Raw genomic sequence first — 20574 nt, 5'->3', positions numbered from 1 at the left:
ATTACTTCCCTTCTTTGTCGTCTTCTACAACCTCGTAGTCGGCTTCGATGGTATCGTCGGCCGGAGTCGACTCTGCGGCGGTTGCCGCGTCTCCCGCCTCGGCACCCTGAGTGGAGTACACCACTTCGGCGAGCTTGTAGCCAGCGGCCTGCATCTTCTCGGTCGCCGCTTTGATGGCGTCCACATCGGATCCGCCCAGTGCGTCTTTCGCCTCGGCGATAGCTTCCTCGGCCTGCTTCTTCACGTCCTCGGGGGCCTTGTCGCCCACCTCGGCGAGCGTCTGCTCGGTCGCGTTTACGAGCGCATCGGCGTTGTTGCGAATCTCGACTTCTTCCTTGCGACGCTTATCCTCTTCGGCATGCGCCTCGGCGTCCTTCACCATGCGATCGACTTCGTCATCGTTCAGCGCGGTCGAACCCGAGATGGTGATCTGCTGCTGCTTGCCGGTGCCGAGATCCTTAGCCGACACGTTCACGATGCCGTTGGCGTCGATGTCGAACGTAACCTCGATTTGCGGAACGCCGCGGCGCGCCGCCGGGATGCCGGTGAGCTGGAACTTGCCGAGCGTCTTATTGCCGGAAGCCATCTCGCGCTCGCCCTGAAGGACGTGCACCTCGACGGAGGTCTGGTTGTCAGCCGCAGTCGAGTAGATCTCGGTCTTGCGGGTCGGGATCGTGGTGTTGCGCTCGATCATCTTGGTCATGACGCCGCCCATGGTCTCAACGCCGAGCGACAGCGGGGTCACGTCGAGAAGCAGGATGCCCTCGACGTCGCCGGAAAGCACGCCGCCCTGAACGGCTGCGCCCATGGCAACGACCTCATCGGGGTTGACCGACATGTTCGGATCCTTGCCGGTCATCTGCTTCACGAGCTCCTGTACGGCAGGCATACGGGTGGAGCCGCCGACGAGGATGACCTCGTTGATATCGCCTTGCTTGAGGCCGGCGTCTTTGAGCGCCTGCTCGACGGGCTTCTTGCAGCGATCGAGCAGATCCTTGGTGATACGCTCGAACTCCGCGCGGGTCAGCGTGTAATCGAGGTGCTTCGGACCGGAAGCGTCAGCCGTGATGAAAGGCAGGTTGATGTTCGCCTGCGAGGTGGAGGAAAGCTCCATCTTCGCCTTCTCGGCAGCTTCCTTCAAGCGCTGCAGCGCCATTTTATCCTGACGCAGATCGATGCCGTTGTCGCTCTTGAACTTGTCGGCCATCCAATCGATGACGCGCTGATCCCAGTCGTCGCCGCCGAGGTGGTTGTCGCCAGCCGTGGAACGGACCTCGAACACACCGTCGCCGAGTTCGAGCACCGACACGTCGAACGTGCCGCCGCCGAGGTCGAACACCAGGATCTGCTGATCCTTGTTGGTCTTATCGAGACCGTAGGCGAGCGCAGCCGCCGTCGGCTCGTTGATGATGCGAAGCACTTCGAGACCGGCGATCTTACCGGCGTCCTTGGTCGCCTGGCGCTGAGCGTCGTTGAAGTACGCGGGAACGGTGATGACCGCCTGGGTCACCGGGCCGCCGAGCTGCTTCTCGGCGTCGTTCTTGAGCTTTTGCAGGACCATGGCCGAAATCTCTTCGGGGGTATAATCCTTGCCCTCGATGTCGACGACGGCGCGACCGTCCTTGCCCTTCTGTACCTTATAGCTGACGGTCTTCTGCTCTTCCTGGGTTTCGTTGTACGAACGTCCGATGAAACGCTTGACCGATGAGATGGTGTTTTCCGGATTGGTGACCGCCTGGTTCTTGGCCGCCTTGCCGACGACGCGTTCGCCGTCTTTGCGGAAACCCTCGACGGAGGGGGTAGTACGGTCGCCTTCGGCGTTGACGAGGATTTCGGGCTCGCTGCCCTCCATGACCGCCATCGCCGAATTAGTGGTTCCTAAGTCGATGCCGATGATCTTTGCCATTATTGCTTCCTCTCACTCTGAGTTTGCTGCCTTCGTAATGGTTTCTTACGTCTATTGCCTGGTTCTTTATTCTCTATACATGCAAAGGCTCGCATACGCGAACCCTTCCGATGAATGAAACTATATAATCTAAGTCTATAGTTGTCAAGTTTCTTGCCACATTAGATTTGAGAATTTCTCAACTGTAATCTTTACGTTACTTTCGTTAGTATTTCGCATAATGATTGAGTGCGAATCGCTGCGGCAATGAGCGCTCGTATCGTTCAGGCATCCTCAGCCCGATCGCTTGAACTTGGTTACACCTTATACTTTTAGGGAGCGCACGCAAGGAAGTTCACCGCTTTGTTGCCGTGCTAAAAGAGTTTCGTTGACTGCAGTGCGATCGAATCAATCGCATCCGGGCACACCGAGGCGCAACGGGGGTTACCGCTGCCGAAGTTCGTTTCCCCGCATGCTGTGAGCCAAGTCGATCAGCTCCTGCCGCGACGAAACGCCCGTTTTATCGTAAATATGACGGATATGGGTCTTCACGGTACTTTTCGACAAATACAGATCTTCGGAAATATACGGTCCGCTTCGCCCCAAAAGAAGCATTCCCAGAATCTCCTCTTCACGGGGCGTTAGCGAAAATCGTTTCGCGATCATTTCTCCAGCAAAACCCAGGTCGGACACCCCTATGGCATCGGGTTGCTCACCTGTTGCCGCCGGAAAGAAAGCCTCCTGAGCAAGAAGGAAGAATATGAGAGCCAAAACAATGAACCCAATGGCTGGCGTTCCCACAATCACTGCATCCCGAAGGGGTTCGGGAACCTGGATCATCGGCTGCGGCACGGTCGTTTCGATGAACAGGGCCGCAACGCTCGATCCTGCGACCACGCTTGCTGAAAGGGAGAGAAGACATCGTCCGAACCGTTTCCTATCCCCTTGGGAAAAGCGCATTACCGCGCCAAGAAGAACAAACAACGTGGTCGAAATGGCTGCGCTGTCCAACAGAACAAACAGCATCCAGTTATTAGGCATATTCGGCAAACTGAAGTACATGAACGCAAGCGCTACCAAGAGCAAGCTTCCGAGAACGTAGGCGCTCTTGTTTTTTGCCAGCCTGCCAACCAGCACTAGTACGCCAACGATAGCAAGGCAAGTGACAAGCAGCGTGATCGCAGCGGGACTTGCAAACCCAATCGCCGTTTCGGTGTACGCTCCGGCAAACCGCGTTGATTTCGGATAGATGTTGTAGCAATACCCGAACAAAAACCCGCTGACTACGGTAAAAAACGCGAAAGCCCGATGGTCGAACATTCCACGTAGCTGACTGCGGGCAAGAGAACGAGCATAGGCGCTGAACAAAGCAGGCTTCCCCTTCCCCCAGCGAAGCAGCACGAAAACCATACCGGCCGATACAGCCGGGAGCACCCAGAGAATGGAGTTAGCGAATCCCCCCGAAGCTACCACCATATACAAAAGATACAGCCCGATTCCTATGGCCAGCGAAAGCAAATACCATACGACTGCCGCCGCAAACGCCATGCCCGCGACGAACGCGATGAAAAACAAGCTTATCAGCGCCAAACCGGCACCGGAAAGACAGCCAACGATCATGGGAGCAAACCAGCCATGCAAACCGGAAAAAAACGGCAGAACAGGAAGCACCGACGCAGCGATTATTAACACCGCCCCGATCGCATACAGCTCCCGCTTCCGCTCGACCAACCTTTGCATGCCGAAAAGGGCTAGAACGACTGCCAAAGTGCCGAAGAAGCAGAGCGAACAGAATACCGTGGAAAGCGTTGCCGATCCAACCGATTGGTTTCCTTGGTAGAGGGCAGCTGAGAGGAATACGACAAAAACCCAAGCGAGTACGCAACCCGCAGGAACAGCCATCCTCGCCGAAGCTACCACAACCGTTTTACTCAGTTTTGCTGATGACTGATTTCCCACGGAAACCTCCTTGCCCACAGTGTAGCAAAGTCCTTCTTCGCTGCTGAAAGTATTTGAATATCGACCAAAAGGGATGACGGTTTTGAACCTTATGGTCGATGAACGTCGCTCCTGTCGAACCTAGCATGATTCCAGGTTCGAACAACGAACCAAACTGACACACGAGGGAGTGCATATGAAAACGATCAATAGGAGACAATTCATCACAACAGCAGGAATATCGGCTGCAGCACTTGGAGCATTCGGCCTCGCTGGTTGCTCCGGCTCGAACCCTGCCCCCGCATCAGCGAACTCCGGTGTTCCGGAATCTTGGGACGAAGAAGCGGACTTCGTCGTCCTCGGAACAGGGACCGCATTAACCGGGGCACTCAAAGCAGCTGCCGAAGGCATGTCTGTCATCGTCCTCGAGAAGGCGAAACTCATAGGCGGTACGACGGCTCTGTCCGGCGGACAGGTCTGGGTACCCTGCAACGACTATTCTACCGAGAAAGACGATAGGTCCCTCGCCAAAACATACATGACCAAGGTCGCGGCAGGACTGTCGACGGAAGCCATCATAGATACGTATATCGACAGAGCTTCCGAAATGGTCAATTTCATAGCCGAGAAAACCGGTTGCGAATGGTCTGTCAGCCCTCGCATCGATTACCACGCGCAGTGGGAGGGAGCAAGCCGCGACATGCGCTCGCTTTCCTGCGTAATCGACGGCGTTCGATCGGGCGCCCATTTTACACAACCCGAAGCGGACGCCATCACCTCGATGGGTGGCAAGATCATGACGGAGACTCCCGCAAAACGACTCGTTTCGCGGCCAACCTCCAATGGGGAGCAGGAAGTCCTCGGAGTTATCGCCGAAGACTCTAAAGGCAACGAAATCGCCATCAAAGCGAATAAGGGCGTTCTGATAGGAACGGGCGGGTTCTCCTACAACGAAGACATGCTCAACGCGTACCATCCCATCCCCGTCAAAGGCTGCATGTGCGTACCAGAATCAACGGGGGACGGCATCCTCATGGCTCAGGCGGTTGGCGCAAATCTCACCATGATGCCATGGGGCTGGGGACAGGTTAATTTTAAAGCCCTCAGCGAGCAGTACTTCGAGGAGAAGGTTTGCTCCACCAAGGTATCTCTGTACGCTTATCAAACCAAACCAGGATCCATCTTCGTCAATCGCCAGGGCAAACGCTTCTGCGATGAAGCAGCCGACTACGATTCCCTCTGGTTCGGCTTTCAGGGGCAATCGACAACGGGGGATATGGAGCTCACCAATGTCCCCGCATGGTACATCTGCGATCATTCAGTGCGGGAATCACTCGCCGACCCCTCTAAAGGCGATATCTTTTTTGGAGTAGGACTCGATGGCGACCTTCCAGAATGGGGCTATACCGCCGACACCATTGAAGAACTGGCAGAAAAGATCGGTGTCGACGTCGACGGCCTAAAAGCACAGGTTGATAAATTCAATGCAGACGCCGAAGCCGGCACTGACACCGATTTCCATCGTGGGGAATCGGAATTCGAAAACTACAACATGATGAACAGCGGACCGACGCTTGGCGGATTGACCAAACCGCCTTTCTATGCTGCAGAGATTGTCCCCACCTATCAGGGCACCAAAGGCGGCATTCAGATAAACGAGAACGGCCAAGCAATCAGCACGACAGGAAACCCTATTTTGCGCCTCTATGCTTGCGGAAACACAACCGGATGCGGAACGCCGGGCAAGTACTACACCGGAGCAGGCGGAACAAACGGCCCTGGCATGGTCTTCGCCTACACAGCGGCTGAGCACGCTGCACAACTCGAGAATTGGTCCTAGTTCTGTTGAGCCCCTGCCTATACAGATAAACGCCCGAAAGACTCCTGCTGCAGTTTTCGCAAAATCCAAACTGTAGCAGGAGCAAATCAGAAACTATCTACCGCATAATGCAAAAGTCCCCAGCCGCTTATAGCGACCAGGGACTCGCTGCAATCGATTGTCATTGACAGCTAGTCTTCGATAACCTCGGGGATCGCGCCCATGGGGCATTCCTCGACGCAATCGCCGCACGCGATGCAAGCATCCTCGTTGACGACCTCGACGACACCGCCGACTACTTCAAGAACCTCTTGCGGGCACGCATCAACGCAAATCCCGCAGCCGACGCACTCATCGGCTTCAATAACCGGATGGGACATAGTATTCTCCTTCTCGTCTGAAAGGTTTCTTATTGGAGGTACCCTCGCCTTCCAAAAACTTTCTGCCCGCAAGATACCATTCCCCGCGGTTATTGCAAGGCAAAATGCAGATTTTTCAGGTTTCGGCTGATATTGCGGACAAACGACATGGTTTTGCGACGTGTCGATTTCGGGTATAGATTGCATGCTCCCAGATCGCAATTACGCCCAAAGCGCTCACCCGCCGATGAGCTCCTCGACGAACGCATCGGCGGGATAGGATACGAGCTCGTCGGGCGTGCCGAGCTGCGCGATGCGGCCCCCTTCCATGACGAGCACGCGATCGCCGAGCTTGAGCGCTTCGCGGATATCGTGGGTCACGAGAAGGATCGTCAAGCCCAATCGGCGCTGCAAGTTTAAAAGCTCGTCTTGCAGCGAACGGCGTGTGATCTCGTCAACAGCTCCGAACGGCTCGTCCATGAGCATGATGAGCGGCTTAGCCGCAAGCGCACGAGCGATACCGACGCGCTGGCGCTGCCCTCCCGAAAGCTCGTTAGGGTAGCGCGGTGCGATCGCGGGTTCGAGACCCACCGTGGTAAGCAGGCGCGCAACCTCATCGCGTTCCTGCTCTTTCGACCACGCACGGGTAAGGCGGGGAACGTACGCAACGTTTCTACCCACCGTCATGTTCGGGAACAGGCCGACGCTTTGGATCACGTAGCCAATCGAGCGTCTGAGTTCGACGCGATTGGATTCCTTCACCTCTTCGCCGTTGACGAGCACCCGACCGCTGTCGGGGTACTCGAGCGCATTCACCATTTTGAGTAGCGTCGTCTTGCCGCAGCCCGACCGCCCGACGATGGTGAGGAACTCGCCGCGCCGCACGGCGAGATCGATGCCGTGCAAAACCGCCGTATCCCCAAACGATTTGGTTACGCGGTCGAACTCGATGATCGCATCGCCGTCATCGGGTTCGACCGCCCTGCTCGCCGTACTATGTTCGTTTGCATCGCCTCTCATGGTTAGCCCTTGAGGAGGCCTTTCGATACGAGGAAGTCGCGCGCAACCGTCGCTTCGTCTTGGCCTTCGACTTCGACCTTGTAGTTGAGCTCGGCCATTTCCTTATCGCTCAGAATGCCGTCCATCTTCATGAGGGCCTCTTCGAGCCCTGGATGGCTGTCAAGCGCGTCCTGGCGCACGACCGTCGAGCAGAAGTAGTTCACCTGCAGATGCTTGTCGTCCTCAAGCGTCGTCACACCGCCTGCAGCCAGCTGGGCATCGGTGGTGAACCCGTTCGTCACATCGATATCGCCGTTGCGCAGCGCTTGGTACTTGAGCCCGATATCGATGTCCATGACCTGCTTGAACGTGAGGCCGTAGGTTTCGGTGAGCACGGGAAAGCCGTCCTCGCGCTCGATGTAGTCGGGATTGCCGCCGAAGACGAGTTCGGGGGCTACCGCTGCGAGGTCGCTCGTGGTTTTGAGGTTGTGCTGCTGGGCTACCTCGTCGCGCACGGCAACGGTGAACGTGTTGTTGAAGCCGTACATGCCGACCCACGTCATGCCGAAGTTGGCCTGGTACTCCTCCTTGAGCTTTTCGAGCATCTCCGCGTCGTCTACACCCTCGGCCTCGTGATCGAGCACCAGCACCCAACCGCTCGACGTGTACTCGGGGTACAGATCGAAATCGCCGCGTTCCATGGCGGGCTGGATGTTGTTCGTGCCGCCGCCGATGCCCTTGGTCACATTGGCTTCGTAACCGGCATCCTCGACGAGCGCCTTGAGCATTTCGCCCAGGATGTACTGCTCAGTCATGGGCTTGGTGGCGATCTCGATCGGATCGCTCGAAGCGGAATCAGCGCCTCCCTCGCCGTTGCCGCCCGAAGCGCACGCGGTGAGCGCGAAGAGCGCGATGCCGAGGATCGCCGCAAGAGCGAATGCAAGCGGAAGCCGCCTGCCTGCAGGCAAGCTCTTCGTTCTAGTGTTTCTCATGGGTAGTCAATCTCCTCTTCTTTTTGTAGCGTTTTTCTACCATCCCCAAAAGCAAATCGGCCACCAGTGCAAGCAGCGCGATCATGAGCGCGCCCGCAAACGTGAGCGGAGGATTGTACAGCGTGATGCCGCGGAAGATGGCGACGCCCAAGCCGCCGGCACCGATGAATGCGGCGATGCCCGCAACCGAGATGGTCATGACGACCATGGAACGAAGACCTGCAAGGATCACGCTCGTAGCCATGGGCAATCGCACGTGAACGAGCGTTTGAAGGCGCGTCGAGCCCATGCCGCGCGCAGCCTCGATGATATCGGGGTCGATGTCGGTAAGGCCCACGTAGGTGTTGCGCACCATGGGCATGAGCGCGTAGATGATGAGTGCAACGATGGCGTTGGTACCGCCTATACCGAGCAGGGGGATGAGCAGGCCCAGAAGCGCGATCGACGGAATGGTGTACACCACGTTGCAGATGCCGATGATGAACGGAGCGAAACGGCGATGCTCGGCAACGAGGATGCCGAGCAGGAGCCCGAGCGTGCCCGCGATCGCGATGGCGATGGCCGAAAGCGCGATATGCTCGACGAGCAGGCCGGCGAACCAATCGGCTCGGTCGGCGAACAGCGCGGCTACCTCCTGCAGAAACTCCATATCAGGGATGCAGCCTTTGTACGGCGTCGGCGGGACACGTTTCGAAGCAGGCGCCGCATTGCAGGCAGTGCTCCCATTCGATGCGATAGGGCGATCCCTCTTCAATGCACTGCTGCGGGCACGTCTCGATACACGAGCCGCACTCGATGCACTCGTCGGTTATGAGGAAGCCGGGGTGCTCTTCCGCCACTCCCCCGTATGAGAACGTCTCGCGACTGATGGGATAATGCAACAGGTCGAACCATTCCCCCTGGCCTTCGTACACATGGAAGGCATCGAGAATGTAGCGGGTCTTGCCCGGATACACCTCGCGGATGCCGGGATTCTCGTCGAATATCTTGTCGACCCACTCCTTGCCGACGATGCGGCACTTGCCGAGGAACTTGAGGCTCTGGCACTCGGGGCACATCGCCGAGATGGCCACCTCACCGGTTTCGACCATCTGCTTGTAGAACGGCTTGCCCTTGCTCGCCACCAAATACATGCCGGAATCGTCGGCCCAGAGCACATTGATGATCCGCGTGCGGGGATGCCCGTCCTCGTCGACCGTCGCCGCCGATGCGATTTTCACCGACCGGAACAGGTCGACGTACTTTTTCGCCTTTGCGTCCATTGCATCCTTCCTTTGACATCAGTATACCCAGTCGCGCATCGATTACCGGTGAAAAAATGTATCCCGTTGCCTACATTACCAGGCAGACGGCAACGGCAACCGAATCCGCTGCGCTCAGTAAGCAGTATGAAACGCCGACCCGCTGAAGTAAATCAGGTACTTGCTTGTGCCTTGGTATCTAAACGGTGCCTATGCGCCGCCGCATCAAAAAGGCGCAGCCCGAAGGCAGCGCCTGTAGCTCTTGTATGACGGATGCCGAACAGCATCCCAGCCCACATCCGACCGTTGTAGCGCTGCATGTCCAACCTCACGCGCTCGACGCGCGGAACAGCACCCCGCCTACCGAGTGCTCTGCATGCTAGCAGATGCGCGGAAGCTGCTCCCCCACCAACATGTCGAGGATGCGCGTACTGCCGAATGCCGTGCGCAAAAACACCTTCGGTCCGCGGTCGGGTTGCATCGCAGCAACGTCGCCGACGATAGCCGCATCCCGTCCGTACTCGTTCGCCCTCATAGCAGCGAGCGCCGCATCGGCCTGATCGGCTGGCACCACGCACACCATCTTGCCCTCATTGGCTACCTGGAACACGTCGTAACCGAGCATCTCGCACGCACCGAGCACGGCGGACTTGACCGGCACGGCTTCCTCGTCGACCGTGATATCGGTACCCGATTGGGCGGCGAGCTCGTTCAGCGTCGAGGCGAGACCGCCGCGCGTCGGATCGCGGAAGCATCGCGTGTTCGGTGCCGCTTCGAGCACTTCGGCGATGAGGTGGTTCAACGGTGCTGCATCCGACTCGATATCGGCAGCGAAGGAGAGCGATTCGCGGCAACTCATGATGGTGATGCCGTGATCGCCCATCGTGCCCGTCACGAGCACCTTGTCGCCCGGCACGCACTTCTCGCCGCCGAGGTCGCATCCCGCGTAAGCGTAGCCCACGCCGCTCGTGTTGATGTAGATGCCGTCGCCGTGGCCGCGGTTCACCACCTTCGTATCGCCGGTGACGATTTCGACGCCCGCCTCGCGGGCGGCCTCGGCCATCGACGCGCAGATGCGGCGCAGATCGTCCATCGGGAATCCCTCTTCGAGGATGAATCCGCAGCTGAGGTACTTCGGCTCGGCGCCCGCCGTAGCCACGTCGTTCACCGTGCCGCACACGGCTAGCCGCCCGATATCGCCTCCTGGAAAAAAGTGGGGATCGACGACGAAGCTATCGGTGGAAAACGAGAGCGAGCCGCTGTACCCGAGCGGTCCCGTCGAAGCGACGGAGCCGGGCGAGGGCAACACCGCCGCGTCGTTGCCGCGCAGCAGATTCGCACCCGCATACGCCTCGAAGAACACCTCGTCGATGATGCGCTTCATCATCGTGCCGCCGCTGCCGTGGCCGAGCAATACCGTATCGTCCATAGTCCTGTGCTTTCTACTTTACTGTATCGGTTCCGACGCTAGATGAACTGACCGGTCGTCGTCAAAACAAGACGGCCGTTCTTCACGCCTTTGGTTCCGAGGATCATGTTCGCAACATCCTGCACGAGCCCCGTCTCGCCGCGCAGCACAATCGCCTCGAGGCAGTTGTGCTGATCGAGGTGCACGTGCGTCGAGCAGATGATCATGTCGAAAAACTCGTGCTGGATCGCGTGAAGCTTCTCCTGCAGATCGCTCGCATGGTGGTTGAATACGATCGTGAGCGTACCCACCACTTCGGCTCCCGGCGTGGCGCATTCGTCTTCGACGAGCGCATCGCGCACGAGATCGCGTACCACCTCGCTGCGATTCTTTGCCAAACCGCGGCGTGCAACGAGATGGTCGAACCGTACGAGCAGATCTTCGGGCATAGCGACCGAGAACCGCATGAGGTCGTTGCTCATGGCTACACCAAGTTGACGGTTACGCCGCTCGCACCGCTCGCATCCTTGTCAAGCGCATCCTGGGCATCGGTCAGAAGCGCGCGGGCTTCGTCGAGCAGCCCCTGGATTTCCTTCAGGGTTTCAGCGGTCTTCGCGTACTCTGCATCAGCAGCGCTATGGTAAAGCTTATGGGTCCAGCGGCGGTTGAGCGCCACCTGATCGTCCATCTGCTCGAGCATCATCTTGAACTGGGAAACGTTAACTCCGTTGGTGCACATGGCGCCTTCCCTTCTACTTGGGTGATGCGGATAAGCCGATCGGCATCGGCGCTCTTCGGTATCCGCCCGTTTCTTGCTATTATGCTTATTTATACGGCGATTGTCCGATGACTTCAAGGAGCGGTGTGAAAAAATCCGCAAACAGTAACATGTATGAGGTTTCGCTTACCGAAGCGTGGGACCGCTACGGTGCAAGGCTCGATGGCGCTTTCGAGTGCCCTGCGCTCGTAGTAAGCTCGACCATCTTGCCCGATCAGGCGAAAAACGCCTTGTCGAGCTCCATTGAGGCCCTCGGGTACGGCAAGGCCGCCTGCACGTTTTTCGTCATCGGCGCCATCGCTGAACCCGCTGCGGCAGATTCCCTAACCGACGCCGATCTGTTCTCGGTCATCGAGGGACTCGATCCGCTCGTGCTGATCATCGCTGACGAAGAGGCGGCGAGCGCCTGCTCGCGAGCCTACCGAAACGACGTTGTCGTACCCGATAAAGGCAGGCTGCTCGGCCGCGACGTTGTCGGCTTCAAGAATTTTGCCGCCATGCTCGAAACGCCCCAAGACAAGCAACGAGCCTGGGGGTTGCTGAAGCGCCTGCCCAGGCTCGAATCGTAACCATCGTTTCATTTCGGGCGAACCGCCCGCACGGGTCCGCCAATCGCACGCACCCGTTCGACAGTCGCACATCGACCGGCACGTTGTCGCCGAGCGCTCGCGCAGCCTACGCGCCGACGATCTTCGCCGCTTCGTCGAGCAGCTCGTCAACCTCTTCGGTCGTGGCGGCCTCAGCGTATACGCGAACGAGCGGCTCGGTGCCCGACGGACGCATCATCACCCATGCATCGCCTTCGAGCAAGAATTTCACGCCGTCTCGCCGATCGACGTCGACAACCCGCTTGCCGCAGATTTCCTCCGCTTCGTATACGGGCATGATCTCGGTGCGGAACCGGTCCATCTGCTCTTCGGATAGGGCGAGCCCGCGCCGCGCGAACTCAAAACGGCCGATCTTCTCGAACATGTCTTCGACGAGCGCACCGAGGCTCATGTTGCGCTGAGCCATCGTCTCGGCGAGCAGAAGCGCCATGAGCAGGCCGTCACGCTCCATGACATGCGACGGAATGCCGATTCCGCCCGACTCCTCGCCACCGATCATGACGCCGCCTTTTTCCATCTCGGCGTAGATCCACTTGAAGCCAACCGGCGTGCTCACGAGATCGAGTCCGAGCCGCTTGCACTGACGCGCCAGCATGGCCGAAGCAGTGATGGTGGAAACGACTTTCCCCGATTCGCCCTTGTCCTCGGCGAGATGGGACACCAGAAGCGCGATGATGCGATGGGGGTTGACGAAGTTGCCGCGCTCGTCCACCGCACCGATGCGATCAGCATCGCCGTCGTTGATAAAGCAGGCGTCGAATCCCAGCTCGGTCACCTTGGCAATGCCGCGATCGACCCAAGGCGGGATGGGTTCGGGATGCAGACCGTCGAACGTCGGATCGTCGGCGTTGTTGATTTCCACCACTTCGACACCGAGATCCTCGAGCAAGCCGGCTAGATGCTTGCGGCCGGCTCCGTACAGCGGATCGACGACCACGCGAAGTCCCGCCGCCCTGATGGCATCCTGGTCGACACGGCTTTTGAGTGCCTCGATGTAGGGGGCAACGAGATCGACTTCCGTATAGGAGCCGCGCGCCTCGGTCGGCTCGTCGGAAAGCAGTGCCTCGACGCGATCGGTGAATTCCTTCGAGGACGCTCCACCGTCGGACATGCGCAGCTTCACGCCGAGGTACTCTGCAGGATTGTGGCTGCTCGTCAACATAATGCCGCCGATAGCGCTCTCGTCCTGATTAACCGACCAGCACAACGTGGGCGTCGGGCAGTAGTCGGCAGTGAGCTTTACGAAGAACCCGTGAGACGCCGCCACTTCGGCAGCAAGACGAGCATACGCATGTGCGTCCTGCCGGCAGTCATGCCCGATGATAATGGTTCCCGGCTCTTCGGCCGAGCGGCCCGCAGCAAGCGCTTCCTGCTTGAACGCGGTCGCTGCAGCGTCGATGACGCGCACGAGGTTTTCGTCAGTAAAATCTTCGCCGATGATGGCTCTCCACCCATCGGTTCCGAAATGTATTGCATCTGCCATGCAGGCCTCCAAACATGAGCTGTACCACGACGCCGTGACGATTCTGAATCGTACGGCATTCGGTTGGGCTGAAACACCTCGAATATTATAGCCATCCGACGGGCGCATGCCCAAAAAGCACCGAGCTTTCATGGCTTGCCCGAACGGACGTAATAGCGCATGCAATTGACCATATCTCATAGCTCGTTGTTGCAGGCACCGCAACCCGCGGCGAGCTTACGCCTTATAAGAGATGTCTAATCCTTCGTAAATGAAGAGCGGCACGCCTCAGCGAGATCGTTCAAAGTGATGGACGAGAGCACAGCACGCATATCGTTTTCAAGGGTCGCGTAAAAGCTGGAATATGCCTCGAAAACAGCAGCATCAATATCGCTCGAAGCCCCCTCGGACAGAGAAACCTCAGGTGCGTTGCCCATTGCGACGGCTATATCGAGCAACGATACATCTGAGGCGTCTCTTGCGAGTTCGTATCCTCCACCATGTCCCATTACTGCAGTCACCACCCCGCCGTTAGCGAGCCTTTTCCCTATTTTAATGGCAAAAGGACGTTGTATGCCCGCCGCTTCGGACAGCTCGGCCGACGTGCATAAGCGGCCCGCGAGAGCCAAGTAAAGCGCCATCCTTATCGCAAAATCGGTCTGCGAGTTCATCCTCATGAAACGACCTCCCTTCCAACAGGATTCTCGGCAGCAGAAAGGGTGAGCTGCACAAGGTCATCCAGCGTTGCCGAAGAGAGGACTTCGCGAAGATTGCGCTCGATGTCCTCGTAGCACAAGCGTAGCGTATCGGCTACAGTTCTGCTCGGAACGGAAGCCAGGGTTCGAGCCGACGGCACGCTCGGCGCATTGCCCATGGCGACTGCTATATCGAGCAGCGATACCGCGGAAGCGTCTCTCGCAAGATCATAGCCCCCGCCCCAGCCTTTCGATGCGACGAACACGCCGCCGGCAACAAGCCTGCCCGCAATCTGAACAGCATAATCTTGAGAAACACCTACCGTTTCGGACATCTCTTTCGATGTGAGAGTTTTTTGCCCCGCAGCAACACATGCGGCCATGCGCATGGCATAATCGGTTCGTTTGTTGATCTTCATGATGCGGCCCCTTGAATACCGCAGGGAAGATGCTCATCTACCCGGGCCAGACACGCATCGGGTTCTCTTACTTTTCCGATATCGGATATATCCGACGAAAAAATCCGCTCAGATGCGCCCCCCCCCAGGGTTTTTAGGTGGAAGCGGTTCTTCTTAACTCCGATCATTCGTTATCCGTCTCCTCAACTACTCCTGCGCAAAGCCTGTACCTCCGCTTCGCAAATCTGCACACCGACACCATGAGCCAGCAAAAGCCCAGCAACCAGACAATGGCGCTCATCCTCGGTTATCTCACCCTTTATAACGGGGTCAGCGAACGGAAACGCCTAAGCGCAAGACCTCGCATCAGCCATGCTTTCCCCGAAATATAATCTGTGTACTTATGCAACAAGCTAGTATAGCATAGCCGCCAGCTGCTATTCGACGTATCCCGAGGCCCTGACGATCGTCGGCACGTCCAAGGGTTTTCCGTGGAAGAAGAAGCAGGCAGGCCCCGGCAAAACCTCGGGGCCTGCCTGCATGCGACGGCATCGGGCCTACCTGCGATCGTTTTCCTTTTTCCGGCTCTTGTAGGCGACCAGGATCAGGAGCAGGGCGACGGCGGATACCCCGAGCAGCGCGAGAACCATAGCAAGGCGCATCGGATCCCCCGTTGTCGGCAGAAGCGGCGTCGGCAGATCCTTGACTATCGGCACATAATAACCGGGGTCGACGGCACGACCGGCGTCCCGCGTCCAGTCGATGGGGTCGAGCACCGTATAGGCTACCCCGTATGCGTCTGCACCGGTTGCGAACGCATCGACGACCGAAAGGGCGGCCGTCGCCGCATCTTGTGCGGACGCGGCGGGATCATCTACGTAGTCAGTCGAGACGTCGTTGTCTCGGTTGTCGTCAGATCCCCTGTCGACGGGTACGGAAACGGCTCCTTCGGGGAGGCTCGTACGCACGCGATACTGCCACGGGCGGCCCGCTTCGTCTACCAATTCGAGATCGTCGAAAAGATAGCCGCCGTCAATACCCGTAAAGGCGGAGCCGGCCGCCTCCCATACTCCGTCGTCTCCGATTTCGGGCGAGATCGAAGATCCCCCGCTCGGCCACGTACGGGAGGCCGGCTTCAGCGGCTCGCCTGAGCCGTCGAGCCCGCTGCCGGGCGCACCGTCCGCAATGCGGGATCCCGCACCCAAGCCATGCGCTTCTTCGGCATCGCCCAAGCGGCGCTCGAGCACCACCTCGGCACCAGGTACGAGAACGTCATCGTCCTGCTGGATGCCGTCCGCATCGGAGTCGGTCCATACCCATCCCCCTATGCGGGCTTTGGCGTAGGGCACCAAGCCGGCATCGTTCGCCTCGGACGATTCGACACCCTTGACGGACCACTTCTTCCCATCGGGTCCGTCGATGAGCGCTTCGGGGAGCTCTCCGGGCATCTCTTCGCTCGCCAAGACGATAAGCCCGTCGACGGGAGCATCGGGAACGAGGCGCGTATTCGAGCTGTCGAGGTCCGAATCGCGCGACGCGTCGCCGCCCTGCTCGGATGCGGTCACCGCATACCGATCGGGGATGTCGATCACGTTTGCGCGGTATCCGTACACGACCGGCTGTTCGGCTCCGTCGATTACCTGCTGGCCCGTCGCCTCCAAGCCGTCGAACGACCATGTTCCGTCTTCGGCCGTAACGGCGGTGTTCGGGCGAACCGTAAAGCCGTCGTCGACGCCGTCATCGGAGTCCTCGCCGTTGAACGAAGCATCGTAGGTCCACGTTTCGGATCCGTCTGCCGCTTTCGCATAGTAATAGCGCGACAGGCGCACCGGCACGTCGGCAATGCCGCGCTCGCCGTCTTCCCTCACGCCGTCGCGATCCGCATCCTCCCAAACAACGCCGGCTATACGGCCGCTCGGCATGCCCTTCATGCCGGCGTCGCCGCCGCGCTGCGCATCAAGCGGCCGCGGCGTGTCGTAATCCACGTCGTTGTAGGAGTCTTCGTACTGGTGCCCGTCTCCCGCGAGGGCCTCGGCGGCTACGATCGCATACCCGTCCGTACGAACCGACGCCCCCTCGGTGTACTGCTCCCGCAGGTTGACGGAACCGTCTTCCCGAGTGGCATCCGAATCGAAGCGAAGGTCGCCCTCGACCACCTGACGGCGCGTAAGGGCATAGCCGTCGGGCGTACCGTAGAGCGTCGTGCGATACGCTGCAAGACGCACTTCGTCACCGGCTCCCGGCGTTCCGTATCCGACAGGATCGCCGCTTCCATCAAGCTGCACAAAGGAAGGAAGGCCCTCGAACGAGTACACGCCTTCTGAGTTCGTCGCCGTTGCAGCCGACCCCAGCGGCGCAGGCACGACCGATACCTGCGCATCGGCCTGCCCGTCGGGGACATAGCCGACCGACGAGCCGGCGCCCGCCGCCGCCGTCGTCACCGGCGTAGCAGGAAGCGCCGGGGCCGGCGAGCCCGATCCGTCCGTCCTCTGGCGCGCAACCACCTTGTATGCTGTGCGCTCGTCAAGCCCCTCGAACACAACGCCCGCTGCATCGCCCTCTTCGGCATGCAGCCACACGGCATCGGCGCTCAAGGGGTCTCCGATCGTATACTCCCACCCGTGGGGGGCATCGCCCGAAGGCGCTGCTACGACCGCGATCGAAGAAGATGTTGCTTCGATCTCGCCCGACGGGCCTTGGGCCCGGCGCGAGCCCAGCGTGGAGACCTTCATGGAGGCGCCCGCTTCCTGCGTCTCGGCGCGACGGCTCAGAACCTCGTATTCCGTCGCAGGGGCCAAGCCTTCGAAAGAACCTTCCGCGCCCGGCCAGGGTACCGCCCCGCCGTACCAGGTGGTGCCACCGTCAATGCTGTATTCGACGCCTTCGACGACACGCAGGATCTTGACCGAATCTTCGGCCGCGGACAAGTCGCCCGTCGTCGGCTTCGCCGTACCGAACAGCTTGTTCTGAACCCATTCGCCGCCATCGCGGTACCACTGCGTAACGTATACGGTCTGCCCGGGGATGCCGCGCTCGAGCGAACCGAAGAGCTGCGGCGGATCGTATGCGTCGATCGAAGTACGGTAGCCGCGAATTCCGTCGTAGTTCTCGTCGTCCCACACCACGCCCCTCAGAGCCGCCGTGCCGAACGGACCGAAGCCCGCATGCATCCGCAGCTCGTCGTGGCCGCCTGCGATGTCGTAACCTTCGATCTCGTACTGGGGCAACGTCGCCTCGTCGGCAGGCTGCGCCAGCACGATGCGGCCGTCGAGCGTGCATTTGCCATCCTGGGTCGTTACCTCATTCCACCTGATGGGATAGTTGCCCGCATCGAAGCCCAGAGCGGGATCCGCGTCGGCGGGGCGGACCGCCTTCGAGTTGGCGCCGTCTTTGTCGGGGCTCTCGACCTGCAGAGACGTCAGGACCATGCCCTCGACACCCTCGCCGCCGGCGTTGTCGCCCTGCATCTCGACCGTGTAACCCGCCAAGCGCTCCGACCCGTCATCGGGATCGACTATGCGGACGGGCAAGTTGTCGAACTCGAAGTATCCCGGTTTTCCGCTGTCCGCAGCGCCGCCTACGTCTTCACCGGTGAGCATGCTCTCAACCGAGCCGGCTCCGCTCACCCGCATCCAGGTCCCGTTCTTCAGGTACCACGCCTTCAGAACGACCCGCTTGCCGTCGACGGTCTGCTCGGCCGCCTGGCGGATGCCGTCGTAGTTGGAATCCGTCCAAAGATAGCCTGCGATCTTATGCTGCGGCGGCAGCTTGATGCCGGCGTCGTTCCATGCGCGGTCGGACCCCTTGGCCGCGTCGTAAACGAGCTCGCCCCCCGCCCGCGTCACCCGCTCGGCCGACGGCGCTTTCCCGCCCTGATTAGGGTTGTTCGAGTTCGGAGCGCCTACCAGGTTCGATGACGCGGACGTTTCGTCGGCCGCGTCGAGCAGCACGTCGTACTCGCCCTCGGCGGCGCTCATGAGATACGCATCGTCGTAGCACAGATCCGAGTCTTCGGTGAAATCGAACCCTTGCTGGTACTTCGCGGTCATGTAGGTACGCTGCTTGTACTCCGCATCGGTGAGGCGCACGCGGTACGCGTACACGGTTATCGACCCATCCGATTCGCGTCTTTGCGTAGGCAGGTTCTCGAAGCGATACACGCCGTCGCGAACGACGCCGTCGGAATCGGGAAGGCTCGCAGTATCCATGCTGTGCTCGGACATGCCAGCGGTCCAGTCGGCATCGTAAGCCGCCCAATCACCCCAGGAAGCATCGCGCATCCACCCGCCGGTGCCATCGGGCACATAGCGCTCAAGCGTTATGCGAATGCCGTTTACGCCGTACTCGTCGGCCGCCGGGACGCCCTGCCCATCCTTATCCTGAACGCCGTCGTTGTTCTCGTCGTTCCACACAACGCCGACAATATCCTGCTCGGGTGCGGGAAGCTCGCCGATGTCGCCGCCCGGCACGCGCGCCGCACCGTCCACATCGGTGCGTACAGTGAGCCAGTCGTATACGGTCGCCTCGCCGTCGGCTGCATCCTCCGCGCCCACGCGAACGTGAGATCCCTGGTCCGAACGATACTCGCCCGCCTCGCCGGCCAAGACGATCTGGCCGTTGTGCGGGCGAACGTGCTCGCCCTCGCGATCGGCTACCGCAAGCGTCGTCGTATCCTCGACGTCGGAGTCGACCGACGCGTCATCTCCTTCGTGATAGCGCGTCAAGAGCCAGTGGTTGTCGTCGGATGCATCGGGCGTGCCCTTGTCGTCCACAACGAGCGAATCAAGCGTTACGCGATACGCCGCAAGCCAGTGCTTGCCGTCGGGGTCGGTATAGGCTGCAGGAAGGTTATCGAAAACATAACGGCCGTCCTGATCGGTAAGCACCGACACCGAGCCCGCGCCGTCGGCGGTACCGCCCGTAACGAGGCCTGCCGTACGGGCGTCGGAGCCGAACGAATCGTTTTGCCGCCAATGACTGTTTCCGTCAAGGGGGTTCTCGTAGTCCGGGTCGAAGTACCACTGGGTGAGGCTTACCTTCTGACCGGGCAGGCCGGGCTCGTCCGCGCTGTACGCTCCGTCCCCATCCATCTTCTGCACGCCGTCGTAATCGGCATCCTGCCACACCCGACCGTCGATCGCGGAGCGAGGTATGCCCACGAGGCCTGCATCCCACGATTCGATACGCTGGGCATCGAGCAGATCGTAGCGCACGCTGACGCCGTTTCGGGAAACGGATACGATGTTGCTGCCCTGCGCATCGGGATCGGCCGCCGGTCCGGCCACGATTATCATGCCGTCGGGACCGAAGCCCGCCTCCATATCGTCCGACGAAACAGCCTCGTTGAGATAGTAAGCCGCATTCGACCCGACCTCCGCATCGATCGCTTTGCTGCTCAGGTCGGAATCGATCTCATCGTCGACACCGCCCGTCGCATCGTGAGCGCTGTTGCGCAGCGTCACACCCCAGTCGTCGGGAAGCGACGCCAGATCCGACCGATCGACCCTCAGCCGATAGCCGGCAAGGTATTTCTTTTTCGCATCGTCATCGGCACCGGGGTCGTTCGGATCAGCCACGTAAGTAGGCACGTCTTTGAATACGTATTGCCCCGTGAGCGTCGTAGTGGCCGTACGCGGCGTCTGACCGGGCACCAATTCCCAGCCAGCACCGTCCGCCCCGTCGGGGTTCCACCAGTACTGCTCGAGCGTTACACGCACGCCCTGGACGCCCTCTTCAAGCTGGCCCTGGACGCCGTCGTAATTCTCGTCGTTCCAAACATAGTTGCCAAGGTACCCCTTGGTTCCGTCGATCCAGCCCAAAGCGAGCTTCTCGTAATGCTTGTATCCGCGCCATGATTCGCCGTTCTCGTATACGGCCGCGCCGTTCTCGTCGACGGGAACCTTGGCTTCAAAGGGCCTCGTCATACCCTGACCGGATACCAGCTGCAGGTCGTTGTCCCACAAGCCAACATCCGTCGTGGGATACTCGAGCG

General features: G+C 59.7%; 16 protein-coding genes (1 of these 16 only partly in view). 2 read left to right on the top strand and 14 right to left on the bottom strand.

Annotation, left to right across the window (positions count from 1 at the left end):
• Position 1: 1 nt before the first annotated feature.
• Entirely contained in the window at positions 2 to 1906 is a 1905-nt protein-coding gene (dnaK, locus tag MWL89_RS00390; protein ID WP_102379440.1) for a molecular chaperone DnaK, read from the bottom strand.
• A 423-nt stretch (positions 1907 to 2329) separates the two neighbouring features.
• Positions 2330 to 3862 carry a helix-turn-helix transcriptional regulator gene (locus tag MWL89_RS00385; protein WP_244387532.1) on the bottom strand — a complete coding sequence of 511 codons (1533 nt, stop codon included), beginning with the start codon at positions 3860 to 3862 and terminating at the stop codon, positions 2330 to 2332.
• 157 nt (positions 3863 to 4019) lie between these two features.
• Here MWL89_RS00385 and MWL89_RS00380 point away from each other — a divergent pair, with 157 nt between their 5' ends.
• A complete protein-coding gene (locus MWL89_RS00380; RefSeq protein ID WP_102379442.1) occupies positions 4020 to 5663 on the top strand; it encodes an FAD-dependent oxidoreductase in 1644 nt (547 codons plus the stop codon).
• A 170-nt stretch (positions 5664 to 5833) separates the two neighbouring features.
• Here MWL89_RS00380 and MWL89_RS00375 read toward each other — a convergent pair whose 3' ends face one another.
• From MWL89_RS00375 to MWL89_RS00340, 8 genes are all read right to left on the bottom strand, one after another.
• Complete coding sequence (locus MWL89_RS00375; protein WP_102375904.1) at positions 5834 to 6022, bottom strand: 4Fe-4S binding protein; 189 nt, start codon at positions 6020 to 6022, stop codon at positions 5834 to 5836.
• Between the two features lie 216 nt (positions 6023 to 6238).
• The gene (locus MWL89_RS00370; protein ID WP_244387531.1) at positions 6239 to 7021 is read right to left on the bottom strand and encodes an ABC transporter ATP-binding protein; all 783 of its coding nucleotides are present in this window, start codon (positions 7019 to 7021) and stop codon (positions 6239 to 6241) included.
• A gap of 2 nt (positions 7022 to 7023) precedes the next feature.
• Positions 7024 to 7992, bottom strand: coding sequence for a glycine betaine ABC transporter substrate-binding protein (locus MWL89_RS00365; protein ID WP_244387530.1), 969 nt, complete (start codon positions 7990 to 7992; stop codon positions 7024 to 7026).
• Positions 7979 to 8641 carry an ABC transporter permease gene (locus tag MWL89_RS00360; RefSeq protein WP_244387529.1) on the bottom strand — a complete coding sequence of 221 codons (663 nt, stop codon included), beginning with the start codon at positions 8639 to 8641 and terminating at the stop codon, positions 7979 to 7981. The genes MWL89_RS00365 and MWL89_RS00360 overlap by 14 nt, the downstream gene beginning before the upstream one ends.
• 1 nt (position 8642) lies before the next feature.
• Positions 8643 to 9254, bottom strand: coding sequence for a 4Fe-4S binding protein (locus tag MWL89_RS00355; RefSeq protein WP_244387528.1), 612 nt, complete (start codon positions 9252 to 9254; stop codon positions 8643 to 8645).
• Between the two features lie 358 nt (positions 9255 to 9612).
• On the bottom strand, positions 9613 to 10662 hold the full coding sequence (gene hypE / locus MWL89_RS00350; RefSeq protein ID WP_244387526.1) for a hydrogenase expression/formation protein HypE: 1050 nt from the start codon (positions 10660 to 10662) through the stop codon (positions 9613 to 9615).
• 38 nt (positions 10663 to 10700) lie between these two features.
• Positions 10701 to 11123, bottom strand: a complete 423-nt coding sequence (gene nikR / locus MWL89_RS00345) for a nickel-responsive transcriptional regulator NikR (RefSeq protein WP_102375911.1) — start codon at positions 11121 to 11123, stop codon at positions 10701 to 10703.
• 2 nt (positions 11124 to 11125) lie between these two features.
• Positions 11126 to 11380, bottom strand: coding sequence for a dynein gamma chain protein (locus MWL89_RS00340; protein ID WP_244387525.1), 255 nt, complete (start codon positions 11378 to 11380; stop codon positions 11126 to 11128).
• 125 nt (positions 11381 to 11505) lie between these two features.
• Here MWL89_RS00340 and MWL89_RS00335 point away from each other — a divergent pair, with 125 nt between their 5' ends.
• Positions 11506 to 11988 (top strand): hypothetical protein, encoded by a 483-nt coding sequence (locus MWL89_RS00335; RefSeq protein WP_244387524.1) that lies wholly within the window; start codon positions 11506 to 11508, stop codon positions 11986 to 11988.
• Between the two features lie 106 nt (positions 11989 to 12094).
• Here MWL89_RS00335 and MWL89_RS00330 read toward each other — a convergent pair whose 3' ends face one another.
• The 4 genes from MWL89_RS00330 to MWL89_RS00315 all read right to left on the bottom strand — a co-directional run.
• Complete coding sequence (locus MWL89_RS00330; protein ID WP_244387523.1) at positions 12095 to 13510, bottom strand: phosphohexomutase domain-containing protein; 1416 nt, start codon at positions 13508 to 13510, stop codon at positions 12095 to 12097.
• A 236-nt stretch (positions 13511 to 13746) separates the two neighbouring features.
• Positions 13747 to 14166, bottom strand: a complete 420-nt coding sequence (locus tag MWL89_RS00325) for an RrF2 family transcriptional regulator (protein ID WP_244387521.1) — start codon at positions 14164 to 14166, stop codon at positions 13747 to 13749.
• Positions 14163 to 14603, bottom strand: coding sequence for an RrF2 family transcriptional regulator (locus MWL89_RS00320; protein ID WP_244387519.1), 441 nt, complete (start codon positions 14601 to 14603; stop codon positions 14163 to 14165). The genes MWL89_RS00325 and MWL89_RS00320 overlap by 4 nt, the downstream gene beginning before the upstream one ends.
• Positions 14604 to 15139: 536 nt before the next feature.
• Positions 15140 to 20574 carry the end of an SdrD B-like domain-containing protein gene (locus tag MWL89_RS00315; RefSeq protein WP_244387518.1) on the bottom strand. The gene runs 21610 nt beyond the window's last position, so only the last 5435 of its 27045 coding nucleotides appear in the window; the start codon falls outside the window, past its right edge — the gene reads right to left on this strand; the stop codon is at positions 15140 to 15142.

The organism is Raoultibacter timonensis (assembly GCF_022845715.1).
In the GTDB taxonomy this organism is placed as follows: Bacteria; Actinomycetota; Coriobacteriia; order Coriobacteriales; family Eggerthellaceae; genus Raoultibacter; species Raoultibacter timonensis.
The sequence above is the reverse complement of the archived record's forward strand: the minus strand, read 5'-3'. Positions and strand labels throughout refer to the sequence as shown.